At 53.3% G+C, this 25,299-nt stretch carries 26 protein-coding genes; 3 read left to right on the top strand and 23 right to left on the bottom strand.

Annotated features, from left to right (window positions below; translation table 11 throughout):
* Positions 1-365 precede the first annotated feature (365 nt).
* Complete coding sequence (locus PUT07_RS35000; protein ID WP_274473477.1) at positions 366-1,238, bottom strand: nucleotidyltransferase-like protein; 873 nt, start codon at positions 1,236-1,238, stop codon at positions 366-368.
* A gap of 122 nt (positions 1,239-1,360) precedes the next feature.
* On the opposite strand from PUT07_RS35000, the gene PUT07_RS34995 reads away from it, so the two are divergent.
* Positions 1,361-1,765 carry a YgzB family protein gene (locus PUT07_RS34995; protein WP_274473476.1) on the top strand — a complete coding sequence of 135 codons (405 nt, stop codon included), beginning with the start codon at positions 1,361-1,363 and terminating at the stop codon, positions 1,763-1,765.
* A gap of 54 nt (positions 1,766-1,819) precedes the next feature.
* On the opposite strand, the gene PUT07_RS34990 is transcribed toward PUT07_RS34995, so the two are convergent.
* The 15 genes from PUT07_RS34990 to PUT07_RS34920 all read right to left on the bottom strand — a co-directional run bounded on the left by PUT07_RS34990 (position 1,820) and on the right by PUT07_RS34920 (position 15,382).
* The gene (locus PUT07_RS34990) at positions 1,820-3,532 is read right to left on the bottom strand and encodes a glycosyl hydrolase family 18 protein (protein ID WP_274473475.1); all 1,713 of its coding nucleotides are present in this window, start codon (positions 3,530-3,532) and stop codon (positions 1,820-1,822) included.
* Between the two features lie 123 nt (positions 3,533-3,655).
* Positions 3,656-4,090: a peroxide-responsive transcriptional repressor PerR gene (gene perR / locus PUT07_RS34985; protein ID WP_274473473.1), complete on the bottom strand. Its 435-nt coding sequence runs from the start codon at positions 4,088-4,090 to the stop codon at positions 3,656-3,658.
* 103 nt (positions 4,091-4,193) lie between these two features.
* Complete coding sequence (locus tag PUT07_RS34980; protein ID WP_274473471.1) at positions 4,194-4,775, bottom strand: DUF6677 family protein; 582 nt, start codon at positions 4,773-4,775, stop codon at positions 4,194-4,196.
* Positions 4,776-4,800: 25 nt separating this feature from the next.
* Positions 4,801-5,109: a hypothetical protein gene (locus tag PUT07_RS34975; protein ID WP_274473470.1), complete on the bottom strand. Its 309-nt coding sequence runs from the start codon at positions 5,107-5,109 to the stop codon at positions 4,801-4,803.
* Positions 5,060-5,662 (bottom strand): RNA polymerase sigma factor, encoded by a 603-nt coding sequence (locus PUT07_RS34970; protein ID WP_274473469.1) that lies wholly within the window; start codon positions 5,660-5,662, stop codon positions 5,060-5,062. Before PUT07_RS34970 ends, PUT07_RS34975 begins: the two co-directional genes overlap by 50 nt.
* 61 nt (positions 5,663-5,723) lie before the next feature.
* A complete protein-coding gene (locus tag PUT07_RS34965) occupies positions 5,724-6,431 on the bottom strand; it encodes an MgtC/SapB family protein (RefSeq protein ID WP_274473467.1) in 708 nt (235 codons plus the stop codon).
* Between the two features lie 53 nt (positions 6,432-6,484).
* Positions 6,485-6,976: a GNAT family N-acetyltransferase gene (locus PUT07_RS34960; RefSeq protein WP_274473466.1), complete on the bottom strand. Its 492-nt coding sequence runs from the start codon at positions 6,974-6,976 to the stop codon at positions 6,485-6,487.
* Between the two features lie 64 nt (positions 6,977-7,040).
* A complete protein-coding gene (gatB, locus tag PUT07_RS34955) occupies positions 7,041-8,492 on the bottom strand; it encodes an Asp-tRNA(Asn)/Glu-tRNA(Gln) amidotransferase subunit GatB (RefSeq protein ID WP_274473481.1) in 1,452 nt (483 codons plus the stop codon).
* 33 nt (positions 8,493-8,525) lie between these two features.
* Positions 8,526-9,983: an Asp-tRNA(Asn)/Glu-tRNA(Gln) amidotransferase subunit GatA gene (gene gatA / locus PUT07_RS34950; RefSeq protein ID WP_274473465.1), complete on the bottom strand. Its 1,458-nt coding sequence runs from the start codon at positions 9,981-9,983 to the stop codon at positions 8,526-8,528.
* Between the two features lie 41 nt (positions 9,984-10,024).
* Positions 10,025-10,312, bottom strand: coding sequence for an Asp-tRNA(Asn)/Glu-tRNA(Gln) amidotransferase subunit GatC (gatC, locus tag PUT07_RS34945; RefSeq protein WP_274473464.1), 288 nt, complete (start codon positions 10,310-10,312; stop codon positions 10,025-10,027).
* Positions 10,313-10,456: 144 nt separating this feature from the next.
* Complete coding sequence (locus PUT07_RS34940) at positions 10,457-11,761, bottom strand: TolC family protein (RefSeq protein WP_274473463.1); 1,305 nt, start codon at positions 11,759-11,761, stop codon at positions 10,457-10,459.
* A gap of 24 nt (positions 11,762-11,785) precedes the next feature.
* The gene (locus tag PUT07_RS34935; RefSeq protein ID WP_274473461.1) at positions 11,786-12,994 is read right to left on the bottom strand and encodes an ABC transporter permease; all 1,209 of its coding nucleotides are present in this window, start codon (positions 12,992-12,994) and stop codon (positions 11,786-11,788) included.
* Positions 12,995-13,002: 8 nt separating this feature from the next.
* Positions 13,003-14,277, bottom strand: a complete 1,275-nt coding sequence (locus PUT07_RS34930; protein WP_274473460.1) for an HlyD family secretion protein — start codon at positions 14,275-14,277, stop codon at positions 13,003-13,005.
* A gap of 21 nt (positions 14,278-14,298) precedes the next feature.
* Entirely contained in the window at positions 14,299-14,865 is a 567-nt protein-coding gene (locus PUT07_RS34925) for a TetR/AcrR family transcriptional regulator (RefSeq protein WP_274473459.1), read from the bottom strand.
* 142 nt (positions 14,866-15,007) lie between these two features.
* Positions 15,008-15,382: an ATPase gene (locus tag PUT07_RS34920; protein ID WP_274473458.1), complete on the bottom strand. Its 375-nt coding sequence runs from the start codon at positions 15,380-15,382 to the stop codon at positions 15,008-15,010.
* Positions 15,383-15,577: 195 nt separating this feature from the next.
* Here PUT07_RS34920 and PUT07_RS34915 point away from each other — a divergent pair, with 195 nt between their 5' ends.
* Together PUT07_RS34915 and PUT07_RS34910 are read left to right on the top strand one after the other, a co-directional pair.
* Positions 15,578-15,862, top strand: a complete 285-nt coding sequence (locus PUT07_RS34915) for a DUF3817 domain-containing protein (protein WP_274473457.1) — start codon at positions 15,578-15,580, stop codon at positions 15,860-15,862.
* 60 nt (positions 15,863-15,922) lie between these two features.
* Positions 15,923-17,320: an MATE family efflux transporter gene (locus PUT07_RS34910; RefSeq protein WP_274473456.1), complete on the top strand. Its 1,398-nt coding sequence runs from the start codon at positions 15,923-15,925 to the stop codon at positions 17,318-17,320.
* Positions 17,321-17,449: 129 nt separating this feature from the next.
* On the opposite strand, the gene PUT07_RS34905 is transcribed toward PUT07_RS34910, so the two are convergent.
* The 7 genes from PUT07_RS34905 to PUT07_RS34875 all read right to left on the bottom strand — a co-directional run bounded on the left by PUT07_RS34905 (position 17,450) and on the right by PUT07_RS34875 (position 25,232).
* On the bottom strand, positions 17,450-17,941 hold the full coding sequence (locus PUT07_RS34905; RefSeq protein ID WP_274473455.1) for a YhcH/YjgK/YiaL family protein: 492 nt from the start codon (positions 17,939-17,941) through the stop codon (positions 17,450-17,452).
* Between the two features lie 117 nt (positions 17,942-18,058).
* Positions 18,059-18,715 (bottom strand): fructose-6-phosphate aldolase, encoded by a 657-nt coding sequence (gene fsa / locus PUT07_RS34900; protein ID WP_274473454.1) that lies wholly within the window; start codon positions 18,713-18,715, stop codon positions 18,059-18,061.
* A 31-nt stretch (positions 18,716-18,746) separates the two neighbouring features.
* Positions 18,747-20,777, bottom strand: a complete 2,031-nt coding sequence (gene tkt, locus PUT07_RS34895; RefSeq protein WP_274473453.1) for a transketolase — start codon at positions 20,775-20,777, stop codon at positions 18,747-18,749.
* Between the two features lie 1,420 nt (positions 20,778-22,197).
* Positions 22,198-22,446 (bottom strand): hypothetical protein, encoded by a 249-nt coding sequence (locus PUT07_RS34890; RefSeq protein ID WP_274473452.1) that lies wholly within the window; start codon positions 22,444-22,446, stop codon positions 22,198-22,200.
* Positions 22,433-23,446, bottom strand: a complete 1,014-nt coding sequence (locus tag PUT07_RS34885; protein ID WP_274473451.1) for a zinc-binding alcohol dehydrogenase family protein — start codon at positions 23,444-23,446, stop codon at positions 22,433-22,435. Before PUT07_RS34885 ends, PUT07_RS34890 begins: the two co-directional genes overlap by 14 nt.
* 14 nt (positions 23,447-23,460) lie before the next feature.
* Positions 23,461-24,405, bottom strand: coding sequence for an aldo/keto reductase (locus PUT07_RS34880; protein ID WP_274473450.1), 945 nt, complete (start codon positions 24,403-24,405; stop codon positions 23,461-23,463).
* Entirely contained in the window at positions 24,402-25,232 is an 831-nt protein-coding gene (locus tag PUT07_RS34875; RefSeq protein ID WP_274473449.1) for an amidohydrolase family protein, read from the bottom strand. The genes PUT07_RS34880 and PUT07_RS34875 overlap by 4 nt, the downstream gene beginning before the upstream one ends.
* Positions 25,233-25,299: the final 67 nt, after the last annotated feature.

The raw sequence follows: 25,299 nt of genomic DNA, 5'->3' as shown, positions 1-25,299 counted from the left end.
ATTGCTCGTCCTTATTGAAAGCTGAATAGCTCAATTGACTTGCTAGCGAGATTGTTAATCTCATTAATGAACGATTGCTCGTTCATGTTTACTCACTCGTTGTTCAGTTTTCAAAGATCAATGTCTTCCGTTTTTCTCGCCATCCGTTTAGCGGCGACTTTTATAATATATCACATCCGGGCTATTCAATGCAAGCTTTTTTTTAATTTCTTTTTTTCTTACCTTCGCTTGCATCTCTAATTCGTAAGCTTTCGTGTGAGCCGTTTTTAGCGGCGAGAGTTAATTTATCATAGAAACACATTCAAAGTCAAGCATTCTTTTAAAAATAAAAAAAGAATCAGATTTGCTCTGATTCTTCTCTGCAATCAGGATACGCTCGTGTAACGCAGCTCGATTTCCGCTGCTTCTTCATCGTTAATCATGGCGACTTCTTTGATCAAACCTTTTTTGACCAGCTTGTTCAATAACAATGGAAGCTCCGCTTTGATTTCGCTCAACTGCTCATGTTGTTGAAGCTCATCCGGACTGAGCGGCTGATCTTGCTCCTTGAGGATTTGAATAAACGCCTCGCAGCATCGCTCCATTTTGGACATCACCGAGAACTCACAGGCCAGCAAGACGAGCTGAACCCTCTGCTTAAGCGTCTCCTTGCTCATCGTCAATTCTTCATACAACTTATACACGCCTGGGTTGATCGCACGAATCTGCCTCCACACGGTGATTTCCGGATGGTAGCCATCTTCAATAATAACAATCCGAGCCCAATGATGAAGCGCCTCGAGAATGTTGTTATAAGCGTCGAGCAGATGCTCGTCTAGGATATATTCCTTGCTTTGAAGATATTTGCGAAGAAAAAGAGAGAACTCAACCAGCAGCTTATGTTCGCGCAGGTCAGCCGGAAATTCAAGGATGCGATGGCGCAGCCCTTCTAAATACGTGTTCTGATCCAGAAGTATCTCCCCTTTTAACAGCCAGTGAAGGATATTTCGGTTATGACCTTGACGTATCCATTGCTCGATGGAGGAAGGATCTATCCACCTTTCTTGTATCCTAGAATCGTCTCTTATATAATTAGAGGTATGATTGTTCAGGCTCAGGTCGTTCGTTACGATAAGTAGAAGGGTATCAAAGCCATCTGTCAGCGAGGGAAGTTGCTTAGGATTATCAACCGCCATGACGCTAATAATGCGCTCGTCATTTCGGAACTTAAGCAATAGCTGCTCTTTATCAATTCCCATGGGTGTCCAAAGCTCCTGTCTCCAATTGTTTATAACTTATTTCTACATGGTCAGAGGAGTTTCCTGCTGTATTCTGTGACAAATCATACAAAACTGAAGCAATTTTATGGGGGGAACATCACGTGCGTTTCAGATCAAGCAAAGTCAATGAATTCCGCTTATGGGGGCTTGCGCTCACAATGGGCGGCATGCTGCTAATGATTATCGGGCTGGCCGGAATCGTGTTCGACTGGGGACAAGCCGGCCGCATTATCGCCGTCATCTTCATGATTGTCGGAATGATCTCGATGCTCGTCAGTATGGGCATCTACTTCTGGGCCGGCATGCTTTCAACATCCGCTATCGCGCTGGATTGCCCGGAATGCGGCCGAAGAACCAAGATGCTCGGCAAGACAGACCGCTGCATGTTCTGCAAAACGATTCTGACGGTCGATCCGAAATACCAGCCGACAGCCGAGAATGAAACGGCGGCATCTCATATGCCCCAACTGGAGCCGAACCGCGATCACGAGCATAAGCCTCATTAAGATTCCTATAGAAGAACCCCAAAAGCCGATCCCTCAAAGGACCGGCTTTTCCTATTATTGCGCGCCCGGCAGCAGTCCGTCCTGGATCACTTTCCAGATCGGCAGCTGTTCGAACCCTCTCCGCCACGTAGCCACTCCGGCAAGATTATACTTGCGCACGAGCTCCAGCCTCGCTTTCATCGATGTTTCATCTTCAAGCCATATACGAATGAGCTTCTCCCCATCCTTGTACTCCACATAATTTTGACCGGCTTCCGGCAAATACACGGGCGTCAGCTTCTTATCTTTGATAATCGTCTGAGCAGCCTCCATCGTCAACGTCTTGGAGGACGCCGTCAGCTTGCCGTTCTTCGTCTCTTCCGTCCATTGGCGTGTATAAAACGGCACACCTAAGACCAGCTTAGAAGGAGGCACTTTATCCGCATTCAAAATTTGGGTTACCGACCGTTCCGTCCAGGCAATGGAGGACACAGAGCCGGATTTGGGGCTCGTCGCCCAGTACTCGTCATAGGCCATCACCATCATATAATCAACAACTTCAGCAAGAGCCGGCCTGTCATAAAACATCGACCACATCTCGTTGGTTGACTTCGGCGTGACATCAATGGACACCGATAAGCCTTGTTCATGCATGAACGGCGTCATTTCACGGACGAATTGAACCAGTGTTTCTTTATCTTTGAGATACACATTCTCAAAATCGATGTTGATGCCCTGCAGTTTATACGTTTGCGCAAAGCCAAGCAGTTGTTTGATGATTTTCATGCGCTTATCGTAGGTCGATAACGCTTGGGACGTTCGGTCGGGATCAAAGCCGTTGCTGAACAGCGCCCACACTTGATAATTGCGGGATTCCGCCCATTTGACATATGCAGCGTCGGCCAAGTTCTTAATGCGTCCCTCGCCGTCGGCGAGCGAGAACCAGGTCGGAGAGACGACCTGCAAGCCGGGCATATCGCCGATCTTGGTTGTGTCCGGGTTCTTGCTAATGACATGCTCCCATGTCAGATTCAGCTTACCGGTCGGCGGCTTCCAAGGCACATAAGTTTCCGCTTGCTCTTGGACAGGAATCGTCTCCTCATGGTCCGCCGCAACATCGGTCTTGCGCACATAACCGATTGGCCCGCTCGCCTGCTGTACACGATACCACTCGCCTTCTTCGCCGAGCAGATAAACGTCCTCGCCGGCTGGGATGCTGGAAACGATCGGCGCCTTGATCGAGGCAAACGTACGGATCGGCACCACTTCCTGTTTCGTCGGTTTGGCCCATTTCAGGGTCTCCCCTCTCTTGAACAACAGAACCGCACCCGATTGCTCGGACTCTCGAATTTCAAAAGGATACAGCTGACGAAGCGGCTCTACCGGCACATAAATGTCGCTTCCCTTCTTCTCTACAGGAAAAGACAGCGTAAGCGGCTTCTCATTCATGAAAGCCGAGAGCTCGGCCGTTTGGAGCCGCAGCACTTTATCCTTCGTGGTAATGATCACGGAATCGCTGCTCTTCTCATACAGTATGGAGGGATCGATCCATTCCTGAATGAGCTCCAGAGGCAGCTTTAATCCTTCTTTTTCACCAACCGCGCTTACTTTATAATAATTCCCTTGATAAAAGACCGGCTTGCTTAACTCATGATATTCGGTATCTACTTGCGTCCGATTCGGGGCGAATTGCTGCCATAGAAACGTAGCCGCACCCGCGGCGAACATCCCCATGACGAGCGAACAGATGAGAAGGACTTTCTTCGACGATCTTCTGCGCTGCTGCAAAATTTCACTTCCTTTATCCGATATAAAAAAGAAAAAACGCGCTCTTACCTCCCGAAACTGAAGAAGGTACGATCACGTTTCATTATACAACATAGGAACCGCTTATGAGGAATTCTGCGCAAGTTAATGCTTAGTAACCCCCGCGCAATCCGGGCAGACGCCATATACTTCCAACCGATAGCCGCCGACCTTAAAGCCTGTTTGGCTGGCAGCCTTATGCTCAATATCATGAATCGGCGGATATTCAAAGTCCGCGATCTTCCCGCATACATCGCAAACGGCATGGTAATGATCCGTCATATCCGCATCAAAACGGCTGGAACTGTCTCCATATGTCAATTCACGAACGAGTCCGGATTCAATAAACACTTTCAGGTTATTGTAAACGGTCGCTACGCTCATGTTAGGAAATTTGGATTCAAGGGACTTATAAATATCATCTGCTGTCGGATGCGTCATGGAATCCAGCAAATAGGCTAAAATCGCATGCCGCTGAGGCGTCATTCGAACACCTGTTGTTTTCAATTTAGCTAAAGCTTGTTCTAATTGTGCTGCCATGGTACACACCACCCGCTGTTAGTCGTTAAAACCTTACATTATATTGTACGTTCGGTTATTCCCATTTGTCAATGATGGTTGTGCGGAATGGTGTGTCCTAAGGCTATTTATTTTTGCGGGAATCCCAGAGGTAAAGCGCCATGCCGCCCACAACGAGAACGGCAGCCCCCAGATAGGAGCCCATGAAATCGAAAAGCCCGGTTACCCAGCGCGGTTTGTTGCTGAGCATGAAGAAGAGAACGCCGGCAACGATCAGCAGCACGCCCATATTCGTGCCTTTGATCAGCTTCTGCAGCGGATCTTGAAAATGGCTTTCATACGTACCGGCGAACTCTCCAAGCTCACTGCGGCGGTTGACATAATCCGTAATTTGCAGCGCGTCGAATAGATTGTAGAAGTAAATGACAGGCAGAAACAAGGCGAACAGCGTAACCGCGGGCACGCTTGTATCGTCTTGCGAAGCAAGCGATGTGATGATGAAAATATCGAGGATGAGCAGCATCATGAGGAATACGCCGCGTTGCATGAGGCCAAGGTAAAAATGGCCGGTCCCCGGGATGATGAAGGAGAGGACGCCGGCAACCCATTTCCGCTTGCGCGGAATCGGATAGTAAGGCGCATAGCTCGGATATGAGGATTCCGCCGAGTATGGGGGGATGTACGAGCTGTCTTTGGGCATTTGCATAGGGATAGCCTCCGTTCTGTTCATGTTATAAAAACTCTGATAAATGATGGATGTAAGCGGTTAGCTGTATGATTCCGGAATCGATATTCATGATTTTGTGAATCAAGCCCGATTGGAACAGTAGCACCGTTGCCGTCGCAGCGACCATACCGTTCATCCAAGCCTTGCTGCGGGTTCCTTGCGCATTCGCCGGCTGGACGGGGACCTTATCCTCTTGCACGGCAAGCATGATCCGTTCCGTTAACGATGGGTTCGGCTCGTGCACCGGCATTTCATCCAGCAGCTTATTTAGGTATTGCGTGAGCCGGATGTCTTCCTGCCCCTTGGGATTCATGAGGATTCACCTCCAACCATTTCTCTTTGAGCATCGCTTTGCCCCGGTATAGGCGGGTTTCCAGCGTTTTGACCGGCAGACCGGTAACCTCGGACATCTCCTGGTAGGAAAGCTGTTTGTAATGATACAAATACATAATGAGCCTGTACTTGTCCGGAAGCTCGGACAGCGCACCTTGCATCCGCTCCTGCTCATCACGCAAAAGAGCCTTCTCCTCCGGCTGCTCCCGGCTATCCGTAAACCAACCCTTCATCTTATCCAACAGCGCCTCATACGGCTTGCGCTTCTGAGAGCGCCGGTAATCCGTGACCAGATTCGTTGCCATCCGATATAACCAAGTCGTAAACTTAGCATCCCCGCGGAAATGGGATAAAGAACGAAACAGCTTGACGAAAACGTCCTGGGTTAAGTCCTCAGCAGTTTCCTTATGCCCCACCATCCGGTAAATAAGCGTATAAATATAGCTTTTGTGCCGCTCTACCAGCACCCGGTAAGCATCGGAGTGACCTTGACGGACCCGATCGATCAGCTGCTCATCCGTCAAATGTTCCATGCCTGACTTCCCCCCTTTCTCTTCGTCCATATGCTTAGACGTTCAGCAGAGAAGGACCCCTTCAACTTTTGCTTTTTTCGATCGCCACACCGCTAACGCCCTCAATTTGATTGATGCCTTCCAGCATGGTCACGATAATTGACGGATTAGGCACGGTTACATGAAACGTGATCTGCACCTGATTGGGCTTGTCATCGTTCTGCTGCTCTTCCATCGTGATCTTGCGGATATCGACTTTCTGTTTCCCGAGCAGCGTCGTGACGAGACCAAGCGTTCCCGGCTGGTCGACCGCCTGAATTTTGAGAATGCGGACCTTCTTCCCGTTAAAAAACTTATGCTCGAGCTTATTAAGGCTCCATAAAGAAATCAGCACCATAACGCATGCCAATACAGCCGGATAGTAAAAGCCCGCCCCTACGGCGAGCCCTATTCCCGCCACAACCCATAGGGAGGCCGCAGTCGTCAGTCCCGTAATCGATCTCCCGTTAAAAATAATCGTACCGGCACCTAAGAACCCGATGCCGCTAATGACTTGCGCCGCCAAACGCGACGGATCAATCCGCACGTTCACTTCGTTCACAAAAGCGCTGAATCCGTACATGGACAGCAGCATGACAAGCGCGGAGCCCACACAGACGAGAATGTGCGTGCGAAGTCCTGCCGCATGCGAGCTGACCTCCCGTTCGAAGCCGATTAACCCCCCAAGCAAAAGAGCCAGAACTAACCGTATGGTGATATGAATCTGATCAATAACCCATGGATTACTCATAGATATCCGCTCCCTCTTCGGCATGAATAGATGTGGCAACCGCCTAGCCCGCGTCACCTCGTCGCAGTCGGCCGCTCAAAGGTCGTTAATGACACGCCGGGCGGAACGGTAAATACACGTTTGGCCGCAAACCCGAAGTTCTCATAAAGCTGAATAGCCGGTGCATTCGCCGTTCCGGTGGAGACGATAAAAAGCTGGGCGCCAGCATGTTCTTGTTCTTGTAGTATATGTTCCAATAAAGCTCTAGCAATCCCGCGTCGAAAAAAATTCGGATGAACCATCATCCGGCAAATCGTCACCACGCAGCCTTCGCGGGAGAACGAAATCGCCCCGACGAGCTTGCCCTCTTCAGCTTCATTCTCTTCCTGCACATAGTAACCATAGAATGTCTCGTCCGCCTCGCGGATCGACTGGATGCCGTCTTTCAACGGAGGAATGTCATCAAAGCCGATTAACTCCGCTTCCACGCGGTAAGATGCGAGTTGTAACGCCAGCAAATGCAAAATGTCCTCATTCGTTTGCAGTGAAAGCGGTTGTATACGCATTCGGTAGCCCCCTCGATGAAAGTGAAAAAAGTGGTGACCGCCAAGCGATCACCACTTTACTTTATCATTTGCTGTTCAGGCACTCCACAATTAATTTGTTCACTAACCCTGGGTTCGCCTTGCCTTTGGTTTCTTTCATAACCTGTCCGACCAGGAAGCCCACGGCTTTGTCCTTGCCCGCTTTGAAGTCGGCCACTGATTGCGGATTGTTGTCCACCACTTGTTGGACTACCGCCTTGATGGCGCCTTCGTCGCTGATCTGAACGAGGCCTTGCTCTTCTACGATTTGCTGCGGATCCTTACCGGATTCAAGCATTCCCTTGAACACGGTTTTGGCGATCTTCGAGGAAATCGTGCCTTTCTCGATCAGCCCGATCATCTCGCCCAGGCCTTTGCCTGTAATTCGGACATCCGTTAGCTCCAAATTGTTCGCATTCAAATATCCGAGCAGATCGCCCATGATCCAGTTCGAGACGGCTTTGGCATCCTGCGTATAGTTCAAACTCTCTTCGAAAAAGTTAGCCAGCTTCATGGAAGAAGTGATGACATCCGCATCATAGCTAGGCAAGCCGTACTCACTGGTGTATCTTGCTTTGCGTGCATCCGGCAGCTCCGGAATGGTCGCTTGGACACGGGCTTTCCATTCATCGTCGATATACAGGCTCACGAGATCCGGATCCGGGAAGTAACGGTAGTCGTGCGCATCCTCTTTGCCGCGCATCGAGAGCGTGCGTCCCTGCGCATCGTCCCAGCGGCGCGTCTCCTGCTCAACTTCGCCTCCGCTGCGGAGAATGTCCGCTTGGCGGTATTCCTCGTATTCCAGGCCTCTCTGGACGCCGCGGAACGAGTTCATATTCTTAAGCTCAGCGCGCGTGCCGAATTTCTCCTGGCCGTATGGCCGCAGGGAGATGTTCGCGTCGCAGCGCATGGAGCCCTCTTCCATCTTGACGTCCGATACGTCGCAGTAAATCATGATCGCTCTCAGCTTCTCCAGGTATGCGCGCGCTTCCTCCGGCGAACGGAGATCCGGCTCGGAGACGATCTCGATGAGCGGCGTGCCGGCGCGGTTCAAGTCGACAAGCGAAGCATATCCGCCGTCTACGTGCGTCAGCTTGCCCGCATCTTCCTCCAAGTGAACGCGAGTTACGCCGATGCGCTTGGTCTCCCCGTTCACTTCGATATCAATCCAGCCGTTCAGACCGATCGGCTTGTCGTATTGGGAAGTTTGGTAAGCGTCCGGCGAATCCGGATAGAAATAGTTCTTGCGGTCAAATTTGCTATGGGTGGAAATGGTGCAGTTCAGCGCCATTGCAGCCTTCATCGCATATTCCACCGCTTGGCGGTTCAGTACCGGCAGTACGCCGGGGTGACCTAAGCAAACGGGACATGTATTCGAATTCGGAGGTGCACCGAACGAGGTTGCACAACCGCAAAATATTTTGGATGCCGTATGAAGCTCCACGTGAACCTCAAGACCGACGACCGTTTCATATTGGGTATCTGTTGCCGACAAAATGATTGCCTCCTTCGTTACTCAAGAACTGTGAACTTACAATTGCGGGCGCTGCTTATGGTGATCGGTATGCTGCTCGAAAGCGTGAGCGACACGCAGAAGCGTCGTCTCATCCAGCGCTTTGCCGATGACTTGCAGGCCAACCGGAAGCTCGTTCACGAATCCGCAAGGGACGCTGATTGCAGGAATACCCGCTAAACTGACCGGAATGGTCATGATATCGTTCAAATACATCGTGAGCGGGTCATCGCTTTGCTCGCCGATCTTGAAAGCAGGCGTCGGAGCCGTAGGCCCGATAATAATATCGAACTTCTCAAACACTTGATCGAAGTCTTGCTTGATCAAAGTACGCACTTGCTGTGCTTTCAAATAATAAGCATCGTAATAGCCCGAGCTTAATGCATAGGTGCCCAGCATGATCCGGCGCTTCACCTCAGGGCCGAAGCCTTCGCTGCGGGACAGATGGTACAAGTCGAGCAGGTTGTTCGCGTTGTCGGAGCGAACGCCGTAGCGAATGCCGTCAAAGCGCGCCAGGTTGGAGGAGGCTTCGGAGGAAGCCAGCAGATAGTAGGTAGCCACCGCATATTCGGAATGCGGCAGCGACACTTCTTCCCATGTAGCGCCCAGCCCTTCAAGCACTTTCAGCGCTTCCAGCACCTTGTCCTTCACGGCAGGGTCGATGCCTTGGCCCATGTATTCCTTCGGCACGCCGATACGCAGACCCTTCACATCTCCGGTCAATGCGCCGAGATAGTCCGGGATGTCCACTTTTGCCGAGGTCGAATCCTTCGGATCGTAGCCGGCAATCGCCTGCAGCAAGTAGGCGGAATCTTCCACGTTCTTCGTCAGCGGCCCGATCTGGTCGAGCGAAGAGGCGAACGCGACGAGACCATAGCGGGACACAAGACCGTACGTCGGCTTCAGCCCGACGATCCCGCAATAGGCTGCCGGTTGGCGGATCGAGCCGCCGGTGTCGGAGCCGAGCGAGAAGTACACCTCGCCTGCAGCCACCGCCGCAGCGGAGCCGCCGCTGGAGCCGCCCGGCACATAAGCCGTGTTCCACGGATTGTGGGTCGGATGGAAGGCGGAATTCTCGTTGGAGCCGCCCATGGCGAACTCGTCCATATTGAGCTTGCCGATCGTGACGGTTTGCGCTTCCTTCAGCTTGCTGACAACCGTCGCATCATAAATCGGATTGTAATTCGACAGGAACTTGCTGGCGCAAGTCGTTCTTAAGCCTTCCGTGACCATGTTATCCTTGATCCCGATCGGCAGACCGAACAGATCGCCGCGCGCTGCGCCGCTGGCAATCTGAGCGTCCAGCTTGGCCGCAGCCGCTCTTGCATTCTCTTCATCCAATGTAAGGAAAGCGCGAATCTTGCTCTCCACTTGCCCAATTCTTGTATAGGATTGATCCACGAGATCGGCAACGGTAATCTCTTTGCCTTGAAGCTTCTCGTGAATTTGTTGTAGGTTCAGATCAAACAAAGACAACGACAGGCACACCCTTTCATATGACTCTCTAATCTACAGAATTATTCCAAAACAGCAGGTACTTTGAACTGCCCGTCCTCATGATCCGGCGCATTGGCAAGCACTTTCTCAATCGGCAGCGAAGGTGTCACCACATCTTCACGCATCACGTTCGTCAGCGGCATAGCATGGCTCGTTGGCGCCACGCCTTCGGTATTCAGGCCGTTCAACTGATCTGCATATTGTAAAATGGCATTAAGCTGGCCGGTAAACAATTCTTTCTCATTCTCGCTCAGATCGAGTCTAGCCAACTTCGCGACATGATCGACATCTTTCCTTGTAATGCTCAAGTTTTCTACACCCCTTTGAACAGCATTTGGTCATTCTTTTCATTATATCCCAGAAATTTTGCGAACTCAATCCAGAAAAAACCACAGTCCCTTGACGGCTAAGGTTCTGAGAACCCGCAGCGCATCAGGGACTGTGGTTGCCTATTATTGAATGAACCCGGTGTCCATCGCTTTCGCTTTTTCCTTGAGCACATAATATTTAAGCTTGGCGGCGGCAAGAGCCGTCTCGCTCTGAGTCACTTTGATCTGAAATTTGTTCAGATCGTGCTTGGAGATAACGCCGATGTCGTAGCGGAGCTTCATCTTCTGCCAGTCCGCCTGCACGTCGCCCGCATTCCGCTGCTCGGTCAAAACGGCGTCGTAAGCGTTGCGGGCATCATGGTAGGTGGCTTGAATTTTCTTGGTCAATTCAAGCTGTGCCTGCTCGTTTTTCTGACCGCTGATGGCCACATTAACACCTAAATACGTATCCCCGTAAGTATTCTGGGTGACGGTATGGACCGTTTCCCAAACCGCTTCGTCGATGTTGTTGCCGGATGCTTTCATCTGATAAGAATTCCTCAGCAAGGTCATCGTGTCCGTTTCGGTTACTGGCTCCACCGTAATTGGAGCAATTTCTTTCAGCTGCAGATTGGGATCATAGGAAATTCCGATATCCGTAGAGAGCTGGACGAGCCCCAAACGATAATTGTTCAGCAGAGCGGCAGTGTCGTCCTTCTGCTTATTGACCGCTTTCTGCGCCGTCAAAATATCCTCCGGCGAGGCCAGGCCTTGCTGCGCCAGCAGCGTTGCCCGAAGCAGCTCCTTGTCAAGCACGCCGGCATACGCGTTCATGAAGTCAAGCTGCTTCTTCTGGCCGAGAAGCTGCGCATACTGCGCGATCGTCTGCAGCCGAATGCCGGCCTTCGCTTCGTCCGACTGCAGCTGCGAGTTGCGCTGATCCGTGCCGAGCTGATGCGCCGCCGTTTTCATTTGGGCCCGCTGGGCTGCGATGATGCTGTTCATGCCTCCGGCGAGAGCGCCCATGCCCTGCATCATTTGGTTCATAGCATTGTTCTGCATAACAGTCCAGGCAATATCGGACGGCTCCGTCAAATTCGGCAGCAGCGGATTGCCCGTATTCGTCACCTCCGCAGGCGTACTCGGCAGATGCCCCGGCGTGAACGAGGCTGCGCCCATCGCGTCCAGTGCGTCCATCTGGGCCTCCAAATCCGCCTTCTTGCTGCCTTGAGCGGCATATTTGAGCGCCAGCAGATTTAAATTATGGGAGTCTTTCAGCGCTTTATCCAACACAAAATCCAAATCTATAGAAGTTACCGTCTCCAGAACTTCTTCATGAACATAAACATTTTGCTCGGGTTCTTGCACCGTGTCCTCATCGGCATAGACCAAGCCGGAGCTGGCAACGAGAAGCAGTGCCGCCGTGAGGCTAATGAGCGTTTTTTTCACCAAAATCGCTTCCTTCCTGAATCGTTATACAGTGAGATTGGAGCCGGACGTCAGAACGGGCTGGGCGGGATCCTCTTTCTTTTTCGCGAAAACGACGAAACGCGTCAGCAGCATCGCAATGAAGTACGTTAATGCTCCGGTCAGAATGAGCGCGACGCAATCGTGCCAAACCACTTGAAAGTCATTGCCTTTCACGAACACGCTGCGCACGCCGTCCAAGAAATACGTAAGCGGCAGCATATGGCCGAGTACCTGCAGCGCTTTCGGCATCGCCTCAAAAGGCCAGGTGAAGCCCGACAGCATGAACGAAGGCACGGCAATCAGCATCGCCGTCTGTGTCGCTCCGAGCTGATTGCTTGAAAACAGGGAGATCAGATAGCCGATCCCGCTGACGGCGAAGGTGAAGCTGAGAATGATGCCGAGACCGACGAGCAGGCTGCCGCCCATCGGCGCGCCAAAGGCATACAGAGCAATCACCAAGGCGACGGATGTGTTAAACAGATTAATAAGAAAATAAGGTGCGGTTTTCACGTAAGCGATACGCCAAGGATTCGTCTTCCACGGTTCATAACGGCGCCAGGTGCCGGCGTCTTTCTCCCTTGTAATCGTCAGAGCGATTCCGAGAAACAACACTTGCTGCAGAATAGCCCCGACAAGGCCATACAGCATGAAGTCGCTATAGTTAAAAGCAGAGTTATACATAATCCGATACCGGTAAGGAATCGGCGACAACGTATTCATGACCTGCTCGTTCTGCAAGCCTTGCTGCAGCTGGAGCTTTTTCTGCGAATAGCCCATGCTGAACGTTGTGATGACCTCGTTCGCTCCCTTGGTCGCCGAGTTGGAGATCATCATGTTGCTGCCGTCGATCAGCGTGAGAAGCGGCAACGTTTCGCCATGCTTCAGCTTCGCTTCGAAATTAGCGGGGATAACGAGGCCAACCTTCGCTTCGCCGGTTTCCAGAGCCCGCTTCACTTCGTCTTCCGAGTGATATTCCTTCTTGATCTCGAACGACTCGCTCTGCTCGAAAGCTTGAATCACTTGCCGGCTGAGCGGGCTTTGATCCTCATCGATCACGACGGTCGCCATCTCCGTCACTTTGTGATGAACATAGATGGAACCGAAGAGCACTGTATACATGACCGGTACGAAGAACAAGATCAGAAACAGGCGCCGGTCCTTCAGAATGTGCATCCATTCCTCCGCTATCAGCTTGCCAATCCGAAGATCCATCTCCTTCATCATCCTTCCGTTTTACCGTTCCATTGCAGCGTCATGCCCGTCGTAGCCGTATCCGGCAATGCGCTCAAATCGATTTTGATGCCGAACGAGCGGATATCCGTTTCGCCTGAGGTTTGTGTCGCTTTCTTGATGGCGAAATCCGGCGCTGCCGCTACCGAGGTGATCGTACCTACGATTTCCTCGCCGGTGGACAACATCTTCATGCTGATCTTGCTGCCTGCTTGGAGTCCGGCGATATGCGTCTCGGGCAAGTAAAACTTCGCCCATCGCTTCTCGGCCGACTCCAGCGAGAAGACCGGGAAGCCCGAGCCGACGAGCTCGCCAACCTGTGCGGACTGGTACAGCACCACGCCGTCCGCCGGCGCCACCAGCTCCGTGTAGCTGAGGTACGTCTCCGCTTCCAGCTGCGCCGCTTTGGCCTGCTGCTCGCCGGACTGCGCCGACTTGACCGCGCCTTGCGCTTGCTGCACCGCCGCTTCCGCCGCCTTAACGTCGCCTTGTCTCACCTGCACGGTCCCGCGGTTCGCCTCCGCCAGCTTCAGCGATGCCTTCGCTTGTTCCAGCAGCGCCTCCGCTCCGCGAATCTCTTCCTCGCGCGGACCTTGATTCGCCATGTTCAGCTGCTGCTGCGCCAGATCGCGCTTCGTCTTCGCTTCCTCGTAGCTGATCTTCACTTTGTCCACGTCCGCTTGCGAGACGAGCCCCTGCTCCAGCAGCGCGTTCATCCGATTCAGATTCTGCTCGGCAAGCGCGTATACTTCAGAAGCCGCCTGGAACTGAATCTCCGCTTGCTTCTTCTCTTCCGGCCGGGCACCGCTCTTCAGCGCGTCCACTTTGGCTTGGGCGGCGTTAACCGCCGCTTGCGCCTGCGCCACCTGCTGCTCGGCGGTATCCGCCGTCACGGTCACGCCCGCGATGCCCTGCTGCTTCTTCGCCTGTGCCGTTGCCGTCGCGCCTTGCGCTTCGGCGATCTTGCCTTGGGCAAGCGCGACAGCCGCTTTGGCTTGCTCGACCTTCGCTTCAATCTCGGCGCTTTGCAATCGTGCCAGCACTTGCCCTTTTTTCACCGTATCCCCTTCTTTCACGAGGATCTCCGTCACTCTTCCGCCGACCTTGAAGCTGGCGCTCACTTCGTTCGACTCAATATAAGCGGTCGGATGCAGTTGATTGGCCGCATCGCTCTGGCTCGTCGCCTCTCGGGTCGTCAATAGAAAAGCGCTCGTCCCTATCACAACAGCCATCACAGAATAAACCATCGGTCGAATAAATCGCATGAAAATTCCCCCTACGTATAGCTAGTTCAAAAAATTGCCAAAATAAATCTGCAGCAAGCTTAAAATCTTCTCATCGGTCAATGGCTCGTTCTGCTTCTCCCAATCGAACACGAGCGCGACATACAGCTTAAATAAAATAAAAGCCGTCATTTTCGGCTCGCAAGCTTTCATCGTGCCGTTATGTATCGCCTTCTGAATATGCTCAGCGATAAACTGAACCACTTCCTTCTCGATACTGGCCATAGCCTCAATCGTAACCGGACTGCCGAATTGCTGAACTTCATGCGCCAGCTGGATGAGCAGCTCATGCTCTTTGCGGAACACAAGAATTTCATATAGGGCGCTATGAATTTTGGCGATCGGCGTTTCGCCTTCGGCAAGTGCTTTCCCGGCGACGTCCTTCATCTCGGCGATAAGCGATTGAATGATATCGTTCAGAAGCACTTCTTTATTTTCGAAAAACGTATAGATCGTCGCCTTGCCGACACCGGCAATTTTGGCGATTTGATCCATCGTCGTGCCTTTATACCCGAACAGGGAGAAAGATTTCTTCGCGGCTTCCATAATTAACTGTTTCTTGGCATCCATATGCGCACCTCAGAACTAAAATACTAAATTGGTTTTGTGTTCGGATACTAATGTACCACCATTTACCGAAATTATCAATCCATACGCAGAAAAAAAGAAAAAACCGCCACACGGGCGGTTTCCAATTCCTTATATATGACGCTTAAATCCAGGCCTTCAAGCCGATTTGTTTAATGAAATCCTCTCTGGACTGAACTTCCTTATCGCGCTCTTTGTCCGGCAGCGGCTCACCGTTCATCACTCTGCGGAATAGCTCCTCGTTCTTCGTGGCCAGCGCAAAATCGATCAGCGCTTCCTTCTCGATTTGTTCCGCTTCCTGAGACAGAATGACGGTTTCCAGCTCGATATCCGAAGCAGGCACGTAATAGTGCTTATTATCTTTAGGCACACGAATGACGTAATCGAAAATATTATCGTTATTCCGGTCGTAAGCAATGATATATCCGTATCCGCCGATCGGCAGGTTTTGTTCCAAACTGTCTCCAATTACAATGACTCTCTCGCCAAGACGAAGCATCCTATTTCCCCCTACCTCTACGAAACTACTAAAATTTAGTTACTAATGTTAAACTACTATTGTTAAGCTATTCCTATTATCCTACTAAAAAAACTAGATTGTGTCCAATTGAAAACATTTGTTCATACTCCCTACATATTTCTCGTTTACAATAGGATAGTTTTAACAATATTTTATGCTAAGGAGCTGTACGAGTTGCTAAACCAATCGCTAAAAACGCTGCGCTATGTCGGGTGGGCGGAAGGACTTTCTTTTCTAATTTTGCTGTGCATTGCCATGCCGCTCAAATATGCCCTCGATATGCCGCAAGCCGTAACCGTAGTCGGAATGGCTCACGGGGTTCTCTTCTCCCTCTATCTGCTGGCCATCGCCTGGGCAACGATGGCTCATCGCTGGACCGTGTGGCGTGTGCTAGGAGCGTTCCTGGCCGCTTTCATTCCTTTCGGTCCATGGATTCTCGACCGCCGGATTTCGAAATAGCGCTAAGTCATTGTAGAAAGAAGCATTTGATAGCAAGTCAGAAACAGCAGGAGGCTAACAATGCGTGATCATGCAAACGCACCTAAGAAAGCACGACCTTCACTAACGGAAGGCCCAATTACCAAAACATTGATCTTATTCTCCATGCCGATTCTATTAGGCAATGTGCTGCAGACGCTGAACGGTTCCATCAATACGGTCTGGATCGGCAAATATTTAGGCGAAGCCGGCCTGGCCGCAACGTCCAATGCCAACCTGATCATGTTCTTCCTGATCTCCTCCATCTTCGGCTTCGCGATGGCTGCGGTTATCCTGATCGGCCAAAATCTCGGGGCTCAGAAGACGCATGAAGCCAAAAAGGTGGTCGGGACGAGCACCGTCTTCTTCTTGATTCTATCGATTATCGTCGCCTTGTTTGGACTCATCTTCTCGCACACGATTCTAACGTGGATGAATACCCCGCTGGATGTGAAAGACCTTGCGGTTACCTATACGAGAATTATGTTCGCCGGCGTGCCGTTCATGTTCGGATTTAACCTGATCATGGCGATTTTGCGCGGTTCGGGTGATGCGAAAACGCCTTTCTATTTCCTGCTGTTGTCGGCTGTATTGGACGTTATTCTGAATCCGCTGCTGATCGACGGGATCGGGCCGTTCCCGAAGATGGGCATTGCCGGGTCTGCCGTCGCCACCTTCATCGCCCAACTGGTCAGCCTCGTGCTGCTCGTTATGTATTTGTACAGGAAAAAATATTTTCTGCGGATTACCCGGGAGGATCTCCCGCTGCTGCGCATTAATTGGACGATTATTCGGACCTTGGTGCAAAAGGGTGTGCCGATGGGACTCAACATGGTCGTCGTCTCCGTCAGCAACTTATTGCTGGTTCATCTCGTGAACTCGTACGGCTCCGAGTCGACGGCCGCCTTCGGCGTTGCGATGCAAATCTCCAGCTACGTGCAGATGCCGGCAATGGCCATTGGCGGAGCCGTCACCTCCATGGCCGCGCAGAATATCGGCGCGGGCAAATGGGACCGGGTGAACCGGATCACATGGACCGGCGTCGGGGTCAACATCGCCATGACGGGACTGATCGTCGTCGTGCTGCATCTGTTCAACCGCGAAGCCGTGTCGCTCTTCCTTCCGCCGGAAGGCAAGGCCATTGATCTGGGCGTTCACATCAATAATTTGACGCTATGGTCGTTTATTATTTTCGGCGTGTTTAACGTTGTCGCGGGTGTCGTACGTTCCGCCGGGGCGGTGGTGTTCCCGCTGTTGGTTGCTTTCGTCGCTTTGCTGCTGGTGCGGATTCCGCTGGCTACGGTGCTATCCCACCAATACGGCTTCGATGTCATTTGGTGGAGTTTCCCTGTCAGCTTTACCGTTGCTGCGGCGCTGAACCTGATCTACTACAAGTTCGGGAAATGGAAGCAAGCAAGAATGATTCCGGGAAAAGCTTAATGTTGGAGGACCGTCTTCAAGTCATTGTGACTTGGGGGCGGTTTTTTGGTTATCGAGGCATCGTTAGAAGAATAAAAAGAGGACCATCCCCCGGTCACGGCAGCCCCTTGGAGACAGTCCTCTATGTCGTTATAGCTGCAGCAAATCCTTATGTACCTTGACGACAACCTTCTTGTTCGCAGTCGGCGCTGTGACGGTACAGTTCGGACGGTGAACATCCGAAGGGAAACAGACCGCGAACATGCCTGGCTGCAAAATAACGCCGGTCTCCTGCTGTGCAGGATCGGATTCATAGAAAGCCACATCGTGCGTGTCAAATTTATTATCGCTTATTTTGGCACCTTCATGCAGCTTATAGAAACACAGCTTCTCCTCGCCGCGAATCAGGAATTGAATATCCGTATACACGACGTGAGATTCAGCCAGCTGCTCCGCGGCCGGACAAGTGACGACCTCCTGCACATTGGCATACATAAGCTGCCCGTTATCGCCTTCCAAATCGTAACGTCCAGGCTCCGCTTCACCTAGATTGCGGCTAACGATGTAATCGATTCCACGGCCGATAGCGGCCGGCCACAGATGGCGTTCCTTCTCGAAGTGCTGCAAATTGCTGATGATCATGCCTAATCCTCCCTCATCTTGTCCAATTTCAATCTCGAAATCCTACAATTACTATAGCGCATCCAGAGAAAAAAGACCCGCTTTAAATAAAGCGGATCTTTGCTTTAGGACCATAGATTAAAACGTTTTTTGGTTTGCGCCTTCCCAGTCAGCCAGGAATTTCTCGATGCCCGCATCGGTCAGCGGGTGTTTGCTCATGGATTCAATGACTTTATAAGGCACTGTTGCGATATGGGAACCTGCAAGCGCCGCCTCGATAACGTGAGCGGAGTGACGAACGCTCGCTGCGATAATTTCGGATTGGATGTTGTGCACTTGGAAAATTTGGCTGATTTCCTTGATCAAGTTCATCCCGACTTGGTTGATATCGTCCAAGCGGCCGATAAACGGCGATACGAAGGTTGCTCCTGCACGCGCAGCCAGAAGAGCTTGCGTCGAGGAGAAGATCAGTGTAACGTTCGTCGGAATGCCTAGTGCCCGGAACGCGCTTGTCGCTTGCAGACCGTCAAGTGTCATCGGCAGCTTAATGACGACATTCGGGCTCAGCTGAGCCAGCTTCTTGCCTTGCTCGATCATTTCGTCCGCTTTCAAGGAAACCACTTCGGCACTGATCGGAACATCGCCTACAATGGAGATAATTTCTTTCACGGTTTCGAAGAAATCTCTGCCTTCTTTGGCAATAAGTGAAGGGTTAGTCGTCACGCCTGCAACTACTCCTAGTGCGTGTGCTTTGCGAATTTCTTCTACATTGGCTGTGTCGATAAACAATTTCATCCTGATTCCCTACCTTTTCTCCCTCTGCGGGTTAATCTTGGAAATACTTCTGTCTGATTTGTTCTACGATTGCTTCTGCGGTAAAGCCATATTCACGAATCACCCGATCCGCCTTCGCAGATGCTCCGAATTTGCGGATGCCTACGACGAAGCCCTTGCCTCCTGTGATCTCGTCCCATCCGGCAGGATATGCCATCTCGATGACGACATTCGCCTTCGCATCAGGGCGAATCACCGCCTGCTGCACGTCGGCAGACTGCTGCTCGAAGAGTTCACGGCTTGGCATGGAAATGACGTTAGCTCCAATACCATATTGCGCCAACTGCTTCTTCACGTCAAGTGCAAGACTGACCTCGGAGCCTGTGGCAATGAGCTGCACATCCGGCTTCTCGCCGGGCGCCGCTTCAGCCAGAACGTAAGCCCCCTGATGAATATGGGCGAAAGCAAGCTGATCCGTGCCAGGCAGTACCGGCAGGTTCTGACGGGACAGGGCGAAGACGAACGGGCCTTCCTTCGCTTGGAGAACATACTCCCAAGCGGCCGCCGTTTCGTTCGCATCCGCAGGGCGGAACAATGTCAGGTCCGGAATCATCCGCAGGGATGGGATCTGCTCGATCGGCTGATGCGTCGGACCGTCCTCGCCGACCGCGATGCTGTCGTGCGTGAAAACGTACGCCACCGGCAGCTTCATCAGCGCGGACAAGCGGATAGCTCCGCGCAGGTAGTCGCTGAACACCAGGAAGGTGCCGCCGAATACCCGCACCCCGCCATGCAGCGTCATGCCGTTAAGCGCCGCGCCCATGGCGAACTCGCGAACGCCGAACCAGAAGTTGCGGCCGCTGTAATCCGCGGCGCTGAATGCGGCATCGCCGTTCAGCATCGTCATGTTGGAGCTCGCCAGGTCAGCCGAGCCGCCGACAAGCTGAGGCACCCGCTGCGCCAGGGCGTTGAGCACTTTGCCGGACGCGGTGCGCGTCGAGATCGCGCCGCTCTCCGGTGTGAAGCGCGGCACGTCGGCGTTCCAGTCCGCCGGCAGGTCGCCGCGGCTGGCGAGCTCGAATTGCTTGGCGAGCTCGGGGTATGCTTGCTGGTAGCCGCTCCACAGGAGCTCCCAGCTTTGTTGCGCTGCTGCGCCCTGCTGCTTGAAGTGCGCGAAGTGCTCGTATACTTCAGCCGGCACATAGAAGTCCGGCTCAAGCGGCCAGCCCAGCGACTGCTTCGTGAGGCGCAGCTCATCTTTGCCCAGCGGCGAGCCGTGCGTGCCGCCGTGGCCGCCTTTGCCGGCTTTATTCGGGGAGCCGTAGCCGATTGTGGTTTTGATCTCAATCAGCGTCGGACGGTTCGTATCCGCCTTAGCCTCTGCGATAGCAGCGGAGATCAGCGCGACGTTGTTTTCTTCTTCGACGCGAAGGTACTGCCAGCCGTAGGATTCTATCCGTGTCCGGACGTTCTCGGAGAACGACATGTTTAGTTCCCCGTCAAGCGAAATGTCGTTGGAATCGTATAGCACGATTAGCTTGCCCAATTTCAAATGTCCGGCCAGTGAAGCCGCTTCGGAGGAAACACCTTCCATGAGGTCGCCGTCACCGCAAATTGCGTACGTGTAGTGGTCCACGATCGGGAAGTTCGGCTTATTATAGACGGATGCCTGATGTGCCTCCGCCATCGCCATCCCTACAGCCATCGCTACGCCTTGACCGAGCGGACCCGTCGTCGCTTCTACGCCGACCGTATGGCCGTATTCCGGGTGTCCGGGCGTAAGGCTTCCCCATTGACGGAATTCCTTGATATCGTCCAGGGTCAGGCCGTATCCGCTAAGGTGCAGCAAGCTGTACAGCAGCATAGAGCCGTGTCCTGCCGACAGCACGAAGCGGTCGCGGTCTGCCCACTGTGCGTCAGCCGGGTTGTGCTTGAGATGCTGCGTCCACAATGCATAAGCCATTGGAGCCGCGCCCATCGGCATGCCGGGGTGACCCATCGCTGCTTTCTCGACGGCGTCGATGGTCAGCGTGCGGATGGAATTGATGCTTAACTCTTCAATGCCAACAGTTGTTTGATTCAAGATCTATTCGCCTCCATCATGTATGTTCGTGAGTAGTTCGTTTAGCTACTCCTTATTATAAAGATTGTTTCGGCATTCAAATAATTAATAGTTTCGATACTCACTATAGATGAGGTCTATAGTATTTGACCATGTTGCGGTGACTGTTCGAATAGGGGAGCCGCTAATGTGATTGACGGTGTAAGCGTCTGGGGAGGGCGCATCTGCGATATGGGTTAGCCGAACCCTGGCCATCGGAGGCTCGCCCTGGACGGGAAGCCCCAGGCCAGGGGCTCTAACGGACACAGCGGCCGCTAATCGCGTGAAAAGCGGCGCATTTCGCCGCTAACGGACACCAGGGGCCCTATTTGCCCAATTTCTGGGTGAAATCAGGCCCGAGCGGGCAAATAACGGCACTGGTGTCCGTTACCTTCTCTTCGAGGCCCTTGTCCGCCGAATAGGGGCCTCTCAGTCCGTTAGCGTGCCTCCCGTAGCTCACGCCGGCGGCTCGCCCCGCACAGGAAGCCTCCTGCCCAGCGGCTCTAACGGACACAGCGGCCGCTAATCGCGTGAAAAGCGGCGCATTTCGCCGCTAACGGACACCAGGGGCCTTATTTGCCCAGTTTCCGGGCGAAATCAGGCCCGAGCGAGCAAATAACGGCACTGGTGTCCGTTAGAATTCCCAAATGTCGCAAGATCATCGAATAACGGCCGCTGTGTCCGTTAGCTAGTCTACTAGTGTGCCGTCACCCGCCAAGAGTGCCTTATCCCCGCCGGTATCCGAATTTCCACCCAAAGTAGCTTATCCCGCCAGTATATAGATTCTGGCATGGCAGCTGCCTGCTCCATAAGCCGTCAGGTCATGCAGCACGCATTCTAACGGACACGGGAGCCGTTATTCTCGTGAAAACCGTGGTGTGCCGATTCTAACGGACACCCAAGGCCTTATTTGCCGATTTGGCAGCCAAAATCGAGTGAAAACAGGCTAATAACGGCACTGGAGTCCGTTACCTTCTCCTCGAGGCCCTTGCTCGCCGAATAGGGACCTCTCAGTCCGTTAGCGTGCCTCCCGCAGCTCACGCCGGTGGCTCGCCCGCACACGTTGCCCCCGGCCCGGCGGCGCTCTAACGGACACAGCGGCCGCTATTCGCGCGAAAAACGGCGCATTTCGCCGCTAACGGACACCAGGGGCCTTATTTGCCCAGTTTCCGGGCATAATCAGGCCCGAGCGGGCAAATAACGGCACTGGTGTCCGTTACCTTCTCCTCGAGGCCCTTGTTCGCCGAATAGGGACCTCTCAGTCCGTTAGCGTGCCTCCCGTAGCTCACGCCTGCGGCTCACCTCGCACAGGAAGCCCCGGACCGGCGGCGCTCTAACGGACACAGCGGCCGCTATTCGCGTGAAAAGCGGCGCATTTCGCCGCTAACGGACACCAGGGGCCTTATTTGCCCAGTTTCTGGGCGAAATCAGGCCCTAACAGGCGAATAACGGCACTGGAGTCCGTTACCTTCTCCTCGAGGCCCTTGCTCGCCGAATAGGGACCTCTCAGTCCGTTAGCGTGCCTCCCGCAGCTCACGCCGGTGGCTCGCCCCGCACACGTTGCCCCCTGCCCGGCAGCGGCGGACTCCACACCGCAAAAAACGCCCAACCGCCATAACAGCGGTTGAGCGCTTCTTTTACAAACATACAACGGCCTTAATCACCTTCGACTCCGGCTTCAGCCAAGTTTCGAATTGGCCGATCATCTCATCGAAGGAAGCACGGTGCGTAATATAACGCTCTACATCAATAACGCCGGCCTGCATGGCGGCCCGTACGGCAGCGAAATCCTCCAGCGTGGCATTGCGGCTGGCCATCAACGTCAGCTCCCTCTTATGGAACTCGGGATCGTGGAACGAGATATCGGCCTTCACGAGTCCGACATACACCAGCTTGCCGCCGTGGGCGACAAGCCCGAACGAATCCGTCATCGACCGGGCATTGCCTGTCGCGTCGAAGACAACGACCGGAAGCTCCCCGTTCGTCAGCTCCAGCAGCCGATCCTTCGGCTGCTCCAGCGCGTTCACCGTGTAGTCCGCCCCCGCCCAATTGCGGCAATACGCCAAGCGCTCCTCATTGATATCCATGGCGATGACGGTCGCGCCGCGCTGCTTGGCCAGAACCATGACGCCAAGCCCGATCGGCCCCCCGCCGATCACGAGCGCGGTCTGACCGGCGCGAAGCTCCGACCGGCGCACCGCATGGGCGCCAATGGCGAGCGGCTCCAGCATGGCCGCTTGCTCCAGCGTCAGCCCGTCGGTCTTGATCAAATGGCTGGCCGGTACAGCGATCAGCTCCCGCATCCCCCCGTCGACATGGACGCCAAGCACTTTCATGTCGGTGCAGCAGTTCGTCTTGCCCTCGCGGCAGGCAATGCAAGATCCGCAGTGGAGATAAGGCACAACGCTGACTTGATCGCCGACCGCAAGCCCCGTTACCCCGTCTCCGATTGATTCGATATAACCGGAAAGCTCATGCCCCAATACGCGCGGATAGCTGAAAAAGGGTTGGTTCCCTTTGTAAGCATGCAAGTCCGTTCCGCAGATGCCGATCCTTTGAATACGAACGATAGCCTCTCCGGCTCGAAGCTCAGGAGATTCCAGTTCTACCATTCGAAACTGCTCAATCTGTTCACATACGATCGCTTTCATTCGGTTGCCCTCCTCTACACAAACGTTCTTTCGTTATATTCAGATCTTCCGCTTAACCAAGATTTGTTATGAACCGGCTTCAGAATGTCCAGCACCTCTTGCAGCAGCTGAGTATCCATGGGTTCATCCGTCCATGCGATGTTCTTGCGGATATTCTCCGGGTTGGCGGTGCTGACCAGCGTCGTCGGGATCCGTTCGTCTGCTGTTGCGAACTGCACCGCCAGCTTGGCGATATCCGTGCCTTGGCGGGTGCAATGCTCCGCCGCCTCCCTGCAGGCCTGCTGAATATCAGCCGGTGCCGGGTGCCAGGCCGCCGGCGGTCTCGTGCTCAGCAGCCCCATCGAGAGCGGCGACGCATTCACCAAGCCGACGCCGTGCTGCTCGAGAAGCGGCACTACATCCAGCAATGACGTGTCATTCAAAGCGTAATGGCAATAAGACAGGACGGAATCCAGCGGTTTCACGGCCAGCGATTTTTCAAATACGGACAGCGGCAAGCCGGATACGCCGAAATACCGAATTTTGCCGGACTGCTTCAAGGCATCCAGCGCGGGAAACGCCCCTTCGGCAACCTCATGAAAAGGGACGAATTCAATATCGTGCAAATACAAAATATCGATATAATCGGTTTGCAGCCGCTTCAGGCTCTCATCGACGCTGCGAATGATCCGCTCGGTCGAGAAATCGAACTCGGCTTCCCCGTAACGCCCGGCCTTCGTCGACAAGATGAAGCGTGACCTATCCATTTGCCCGATCGCTTTCCCCAGCACCGTCTCCGCCTTGGTCAGTCCATAATACGGGGAGACGTCGATCAGGTTAATGCCTAAGTCAACAGCCTCATGCACGGTCCGGATGCTCTCCGCCTCATTCGTCTCCCGGAAAACGGAGCCGAGCGATGAAGCCCCGAAGCTCAGCACCGAGACGTCCAGCCCGGTTTGGCCTAATTGTCGGTATCTCATAATTTATAAAACTCCTTTGCGTTTAGTCCGAATAATCGTTCCCGTTCCCGATCCGTCCAAGTTTCCGGCAATGCGCGCTGCACGATCTGCATGACTTCATCGTAATCAGCCGCCAGCAGGCAAACCGGCCAATCGCTGCCGAACATCACCCGCTCCGACCCGAACACATCCAGCACATGCCGGATATATCCGGTGAAATCCGCTTCCTGCCAACGCTCATGATCCGCTTCCGTCACCATGCCCGACAGCTTGCAGTAGATGCCCGGATGCTTCGCGATCGCCGTCATCTGACTCTTCCAAGGCTCGGTCACGCCTGCTGCGATCTGCGGTTTGGCGATGTGGTCGATAACCCCGCGCAAGCCCGGCACCTTGTCGAGCAGCTCGACGACCGCCTCCAGTTGCTGTGACTTCACGAGTAAATCAACAGGCACGTCCTCCCGGGCAAAATACCGCAGCGCCTCCACATAGGAAGGCTGAAGAATGACGCTCGCATCCGGCATTTCCTGGATCATCACGCGAAAGCCGACGTACTTCGGATGTTCGCGAAATCTTGCATAGTGCTGCAAGTGCTCGGGATCGCTCAGATCGAGCCACCCTACTACGCCTGCAATCGTCTCGGAACCTTCGCTCAAGGACAGGAGATAATCCGTTTCCGCCAAAGTAGGCGCCGCTTGAACCGCGATGGTGCGATCCAACTGATGCCGCTGCAAATGAGCGCTAAGGTCTTCCGGCAAATAGTCACGATACAAGACCGGCAGTTCGGGCCCGATCCAGCCGTAGTCCCCGCGGTCGATTGTCCAATAATGCTGGTGAGCATCGATTCGCATCCCGACTTCATCCCTTCTTTTATGAGCATATTTATGATATCGCTTTCTTTCATTTTAACAGCATTTC

The organism is Paenibacillus sp. MAHUQ-63 (genome assembly GCF_028765165.1).
GTDB lineage: Bacteria > Bacillota > Bacilli > Paenibacillales > NBRC-103111 > Paenibacillus_E.
The sequence above is the reverse complement of the archived record's forward strand: the minus strand, read 5'-3'. Positions and strand labels throughout refer to the sequence as shown.

Bases quoted from the DNA above. Each gene is read 5' to 3' on its own strand.
- PUT07_RS35000 (WP_274473477.1), bottom strand. From the start codon at position 1,238: ATGGGAATTGATAAAGAGCAGCTATTGCTTAAGTTCCGAAATGACGAG.
- perR (WP_274473473.1), bottom strand. From the start codon at position 4,090: ATGGCAGCACAATTAGAACAAGCTTTAGCTAAATTGAAAACAACAGGT.
- PUT07_RS34980 (WP_274473471.1), bottom strand. From the start codon at position 4,775: ATGCAAATGCCCAAAGACAGCTCGTACATCCCCCCATACTCGGCGGAA.
- PUT07_RS34975 (WP_274473470.1), bottom strand. From the start codon at position 5,109: ATGAATCCCAAGGGGCAGGAAGACATCCGGCTCACGCAATACCTAAAT.
- PUT07_RS34970 (WP_274473469.1), bottom strand. From the start codon at position 5,662: ATGGAACATTTGACGGATGAGCAGCTGATCGATCGGGTCCGTCAAGGT.
- PUT07_RS34965 (WP_274473467.1), bottom strand. From the start codon at position 6,431: ATGAGTAATCCATGGGTTATTGATCAGATTCATATCACCATACGGTTA.
- PUT07_RS34960 (WP_274473466.1), bottom strand. From the start codon at position 6,976: ATGCGTATACAACCGCTTTCACTGCAAACGAATGAGGACATTTTGCAT.
- PUT07_RS34935 (WP_274473461.1), bottom strand. From the start codon at position 12,994: ATGGATCTTCGGATTGGCAAGCTGATAGCGGAGGAATGGATGCACATT.
- PUT07_RS34930 (WP_274473460.1), bottom strand. From the start codon at position 14,277: ATGCGATTTATTCGACCGATGGTTTATTCTGTGATGGCTGTTGTGATA.
- PUT07_RS34925 (WP_274473459.1), bottom strand. From the start codon at position 14,865: ATGGATGCCAAGAAACAGTTAATTATGGAAGCCGCGAAGAAATCTTTC.
- PUT07_RS34920 (WP_274473458.1), bottom strand. From the start codon at position 15,382: ATGCTTCGTCTTGGCGAGAGAGTCATTGTAATTGGAGACAGTTTGGAA.
- PUT07_RS34910 (WP_274473456.1), top strand. From the start codon at position 15,923: ATGCGTGATCATGCAAACGCACCTAAGAAAGCACGACCTTCACTAACG.
- PUT07_RS34905 (WP_274473455.1), bottom strand. From the start codon at position 17,941: ATGATCATCAGCAATTTGCAGCACTTCGAGAAGGAACGCCATCTGTGG.
- fsa (WP_274473454.1), bottom strand. From the start codon at position 18,715: ATGAAATTGTTTATCGACACAGCCAATGTAGAAGAAATTCGCAAAGCA.
- PUT07_RS34885 (WP_274473451.1), bottom strand. From the start codon at position 23,446: ATGAAAGCGATCGTATGTGAACAGATTGAGCAGTTTCGAATGGTAGAA.
- PUT07_RS34880 (WP_274473450.1), bottom strand. From the start codon at position 24,405: ATGAGATACCGACAATTAGGCCAAACCGGGCTGGACGTCTCGGTGCTG.
- PUT07_RS34875 (WP_274473449.1), bottom strand. From the start codon at position 25,232: ATGCGAATCGATGCTCACCAGCATTATTGGACAATCGACCGCGGGGAC.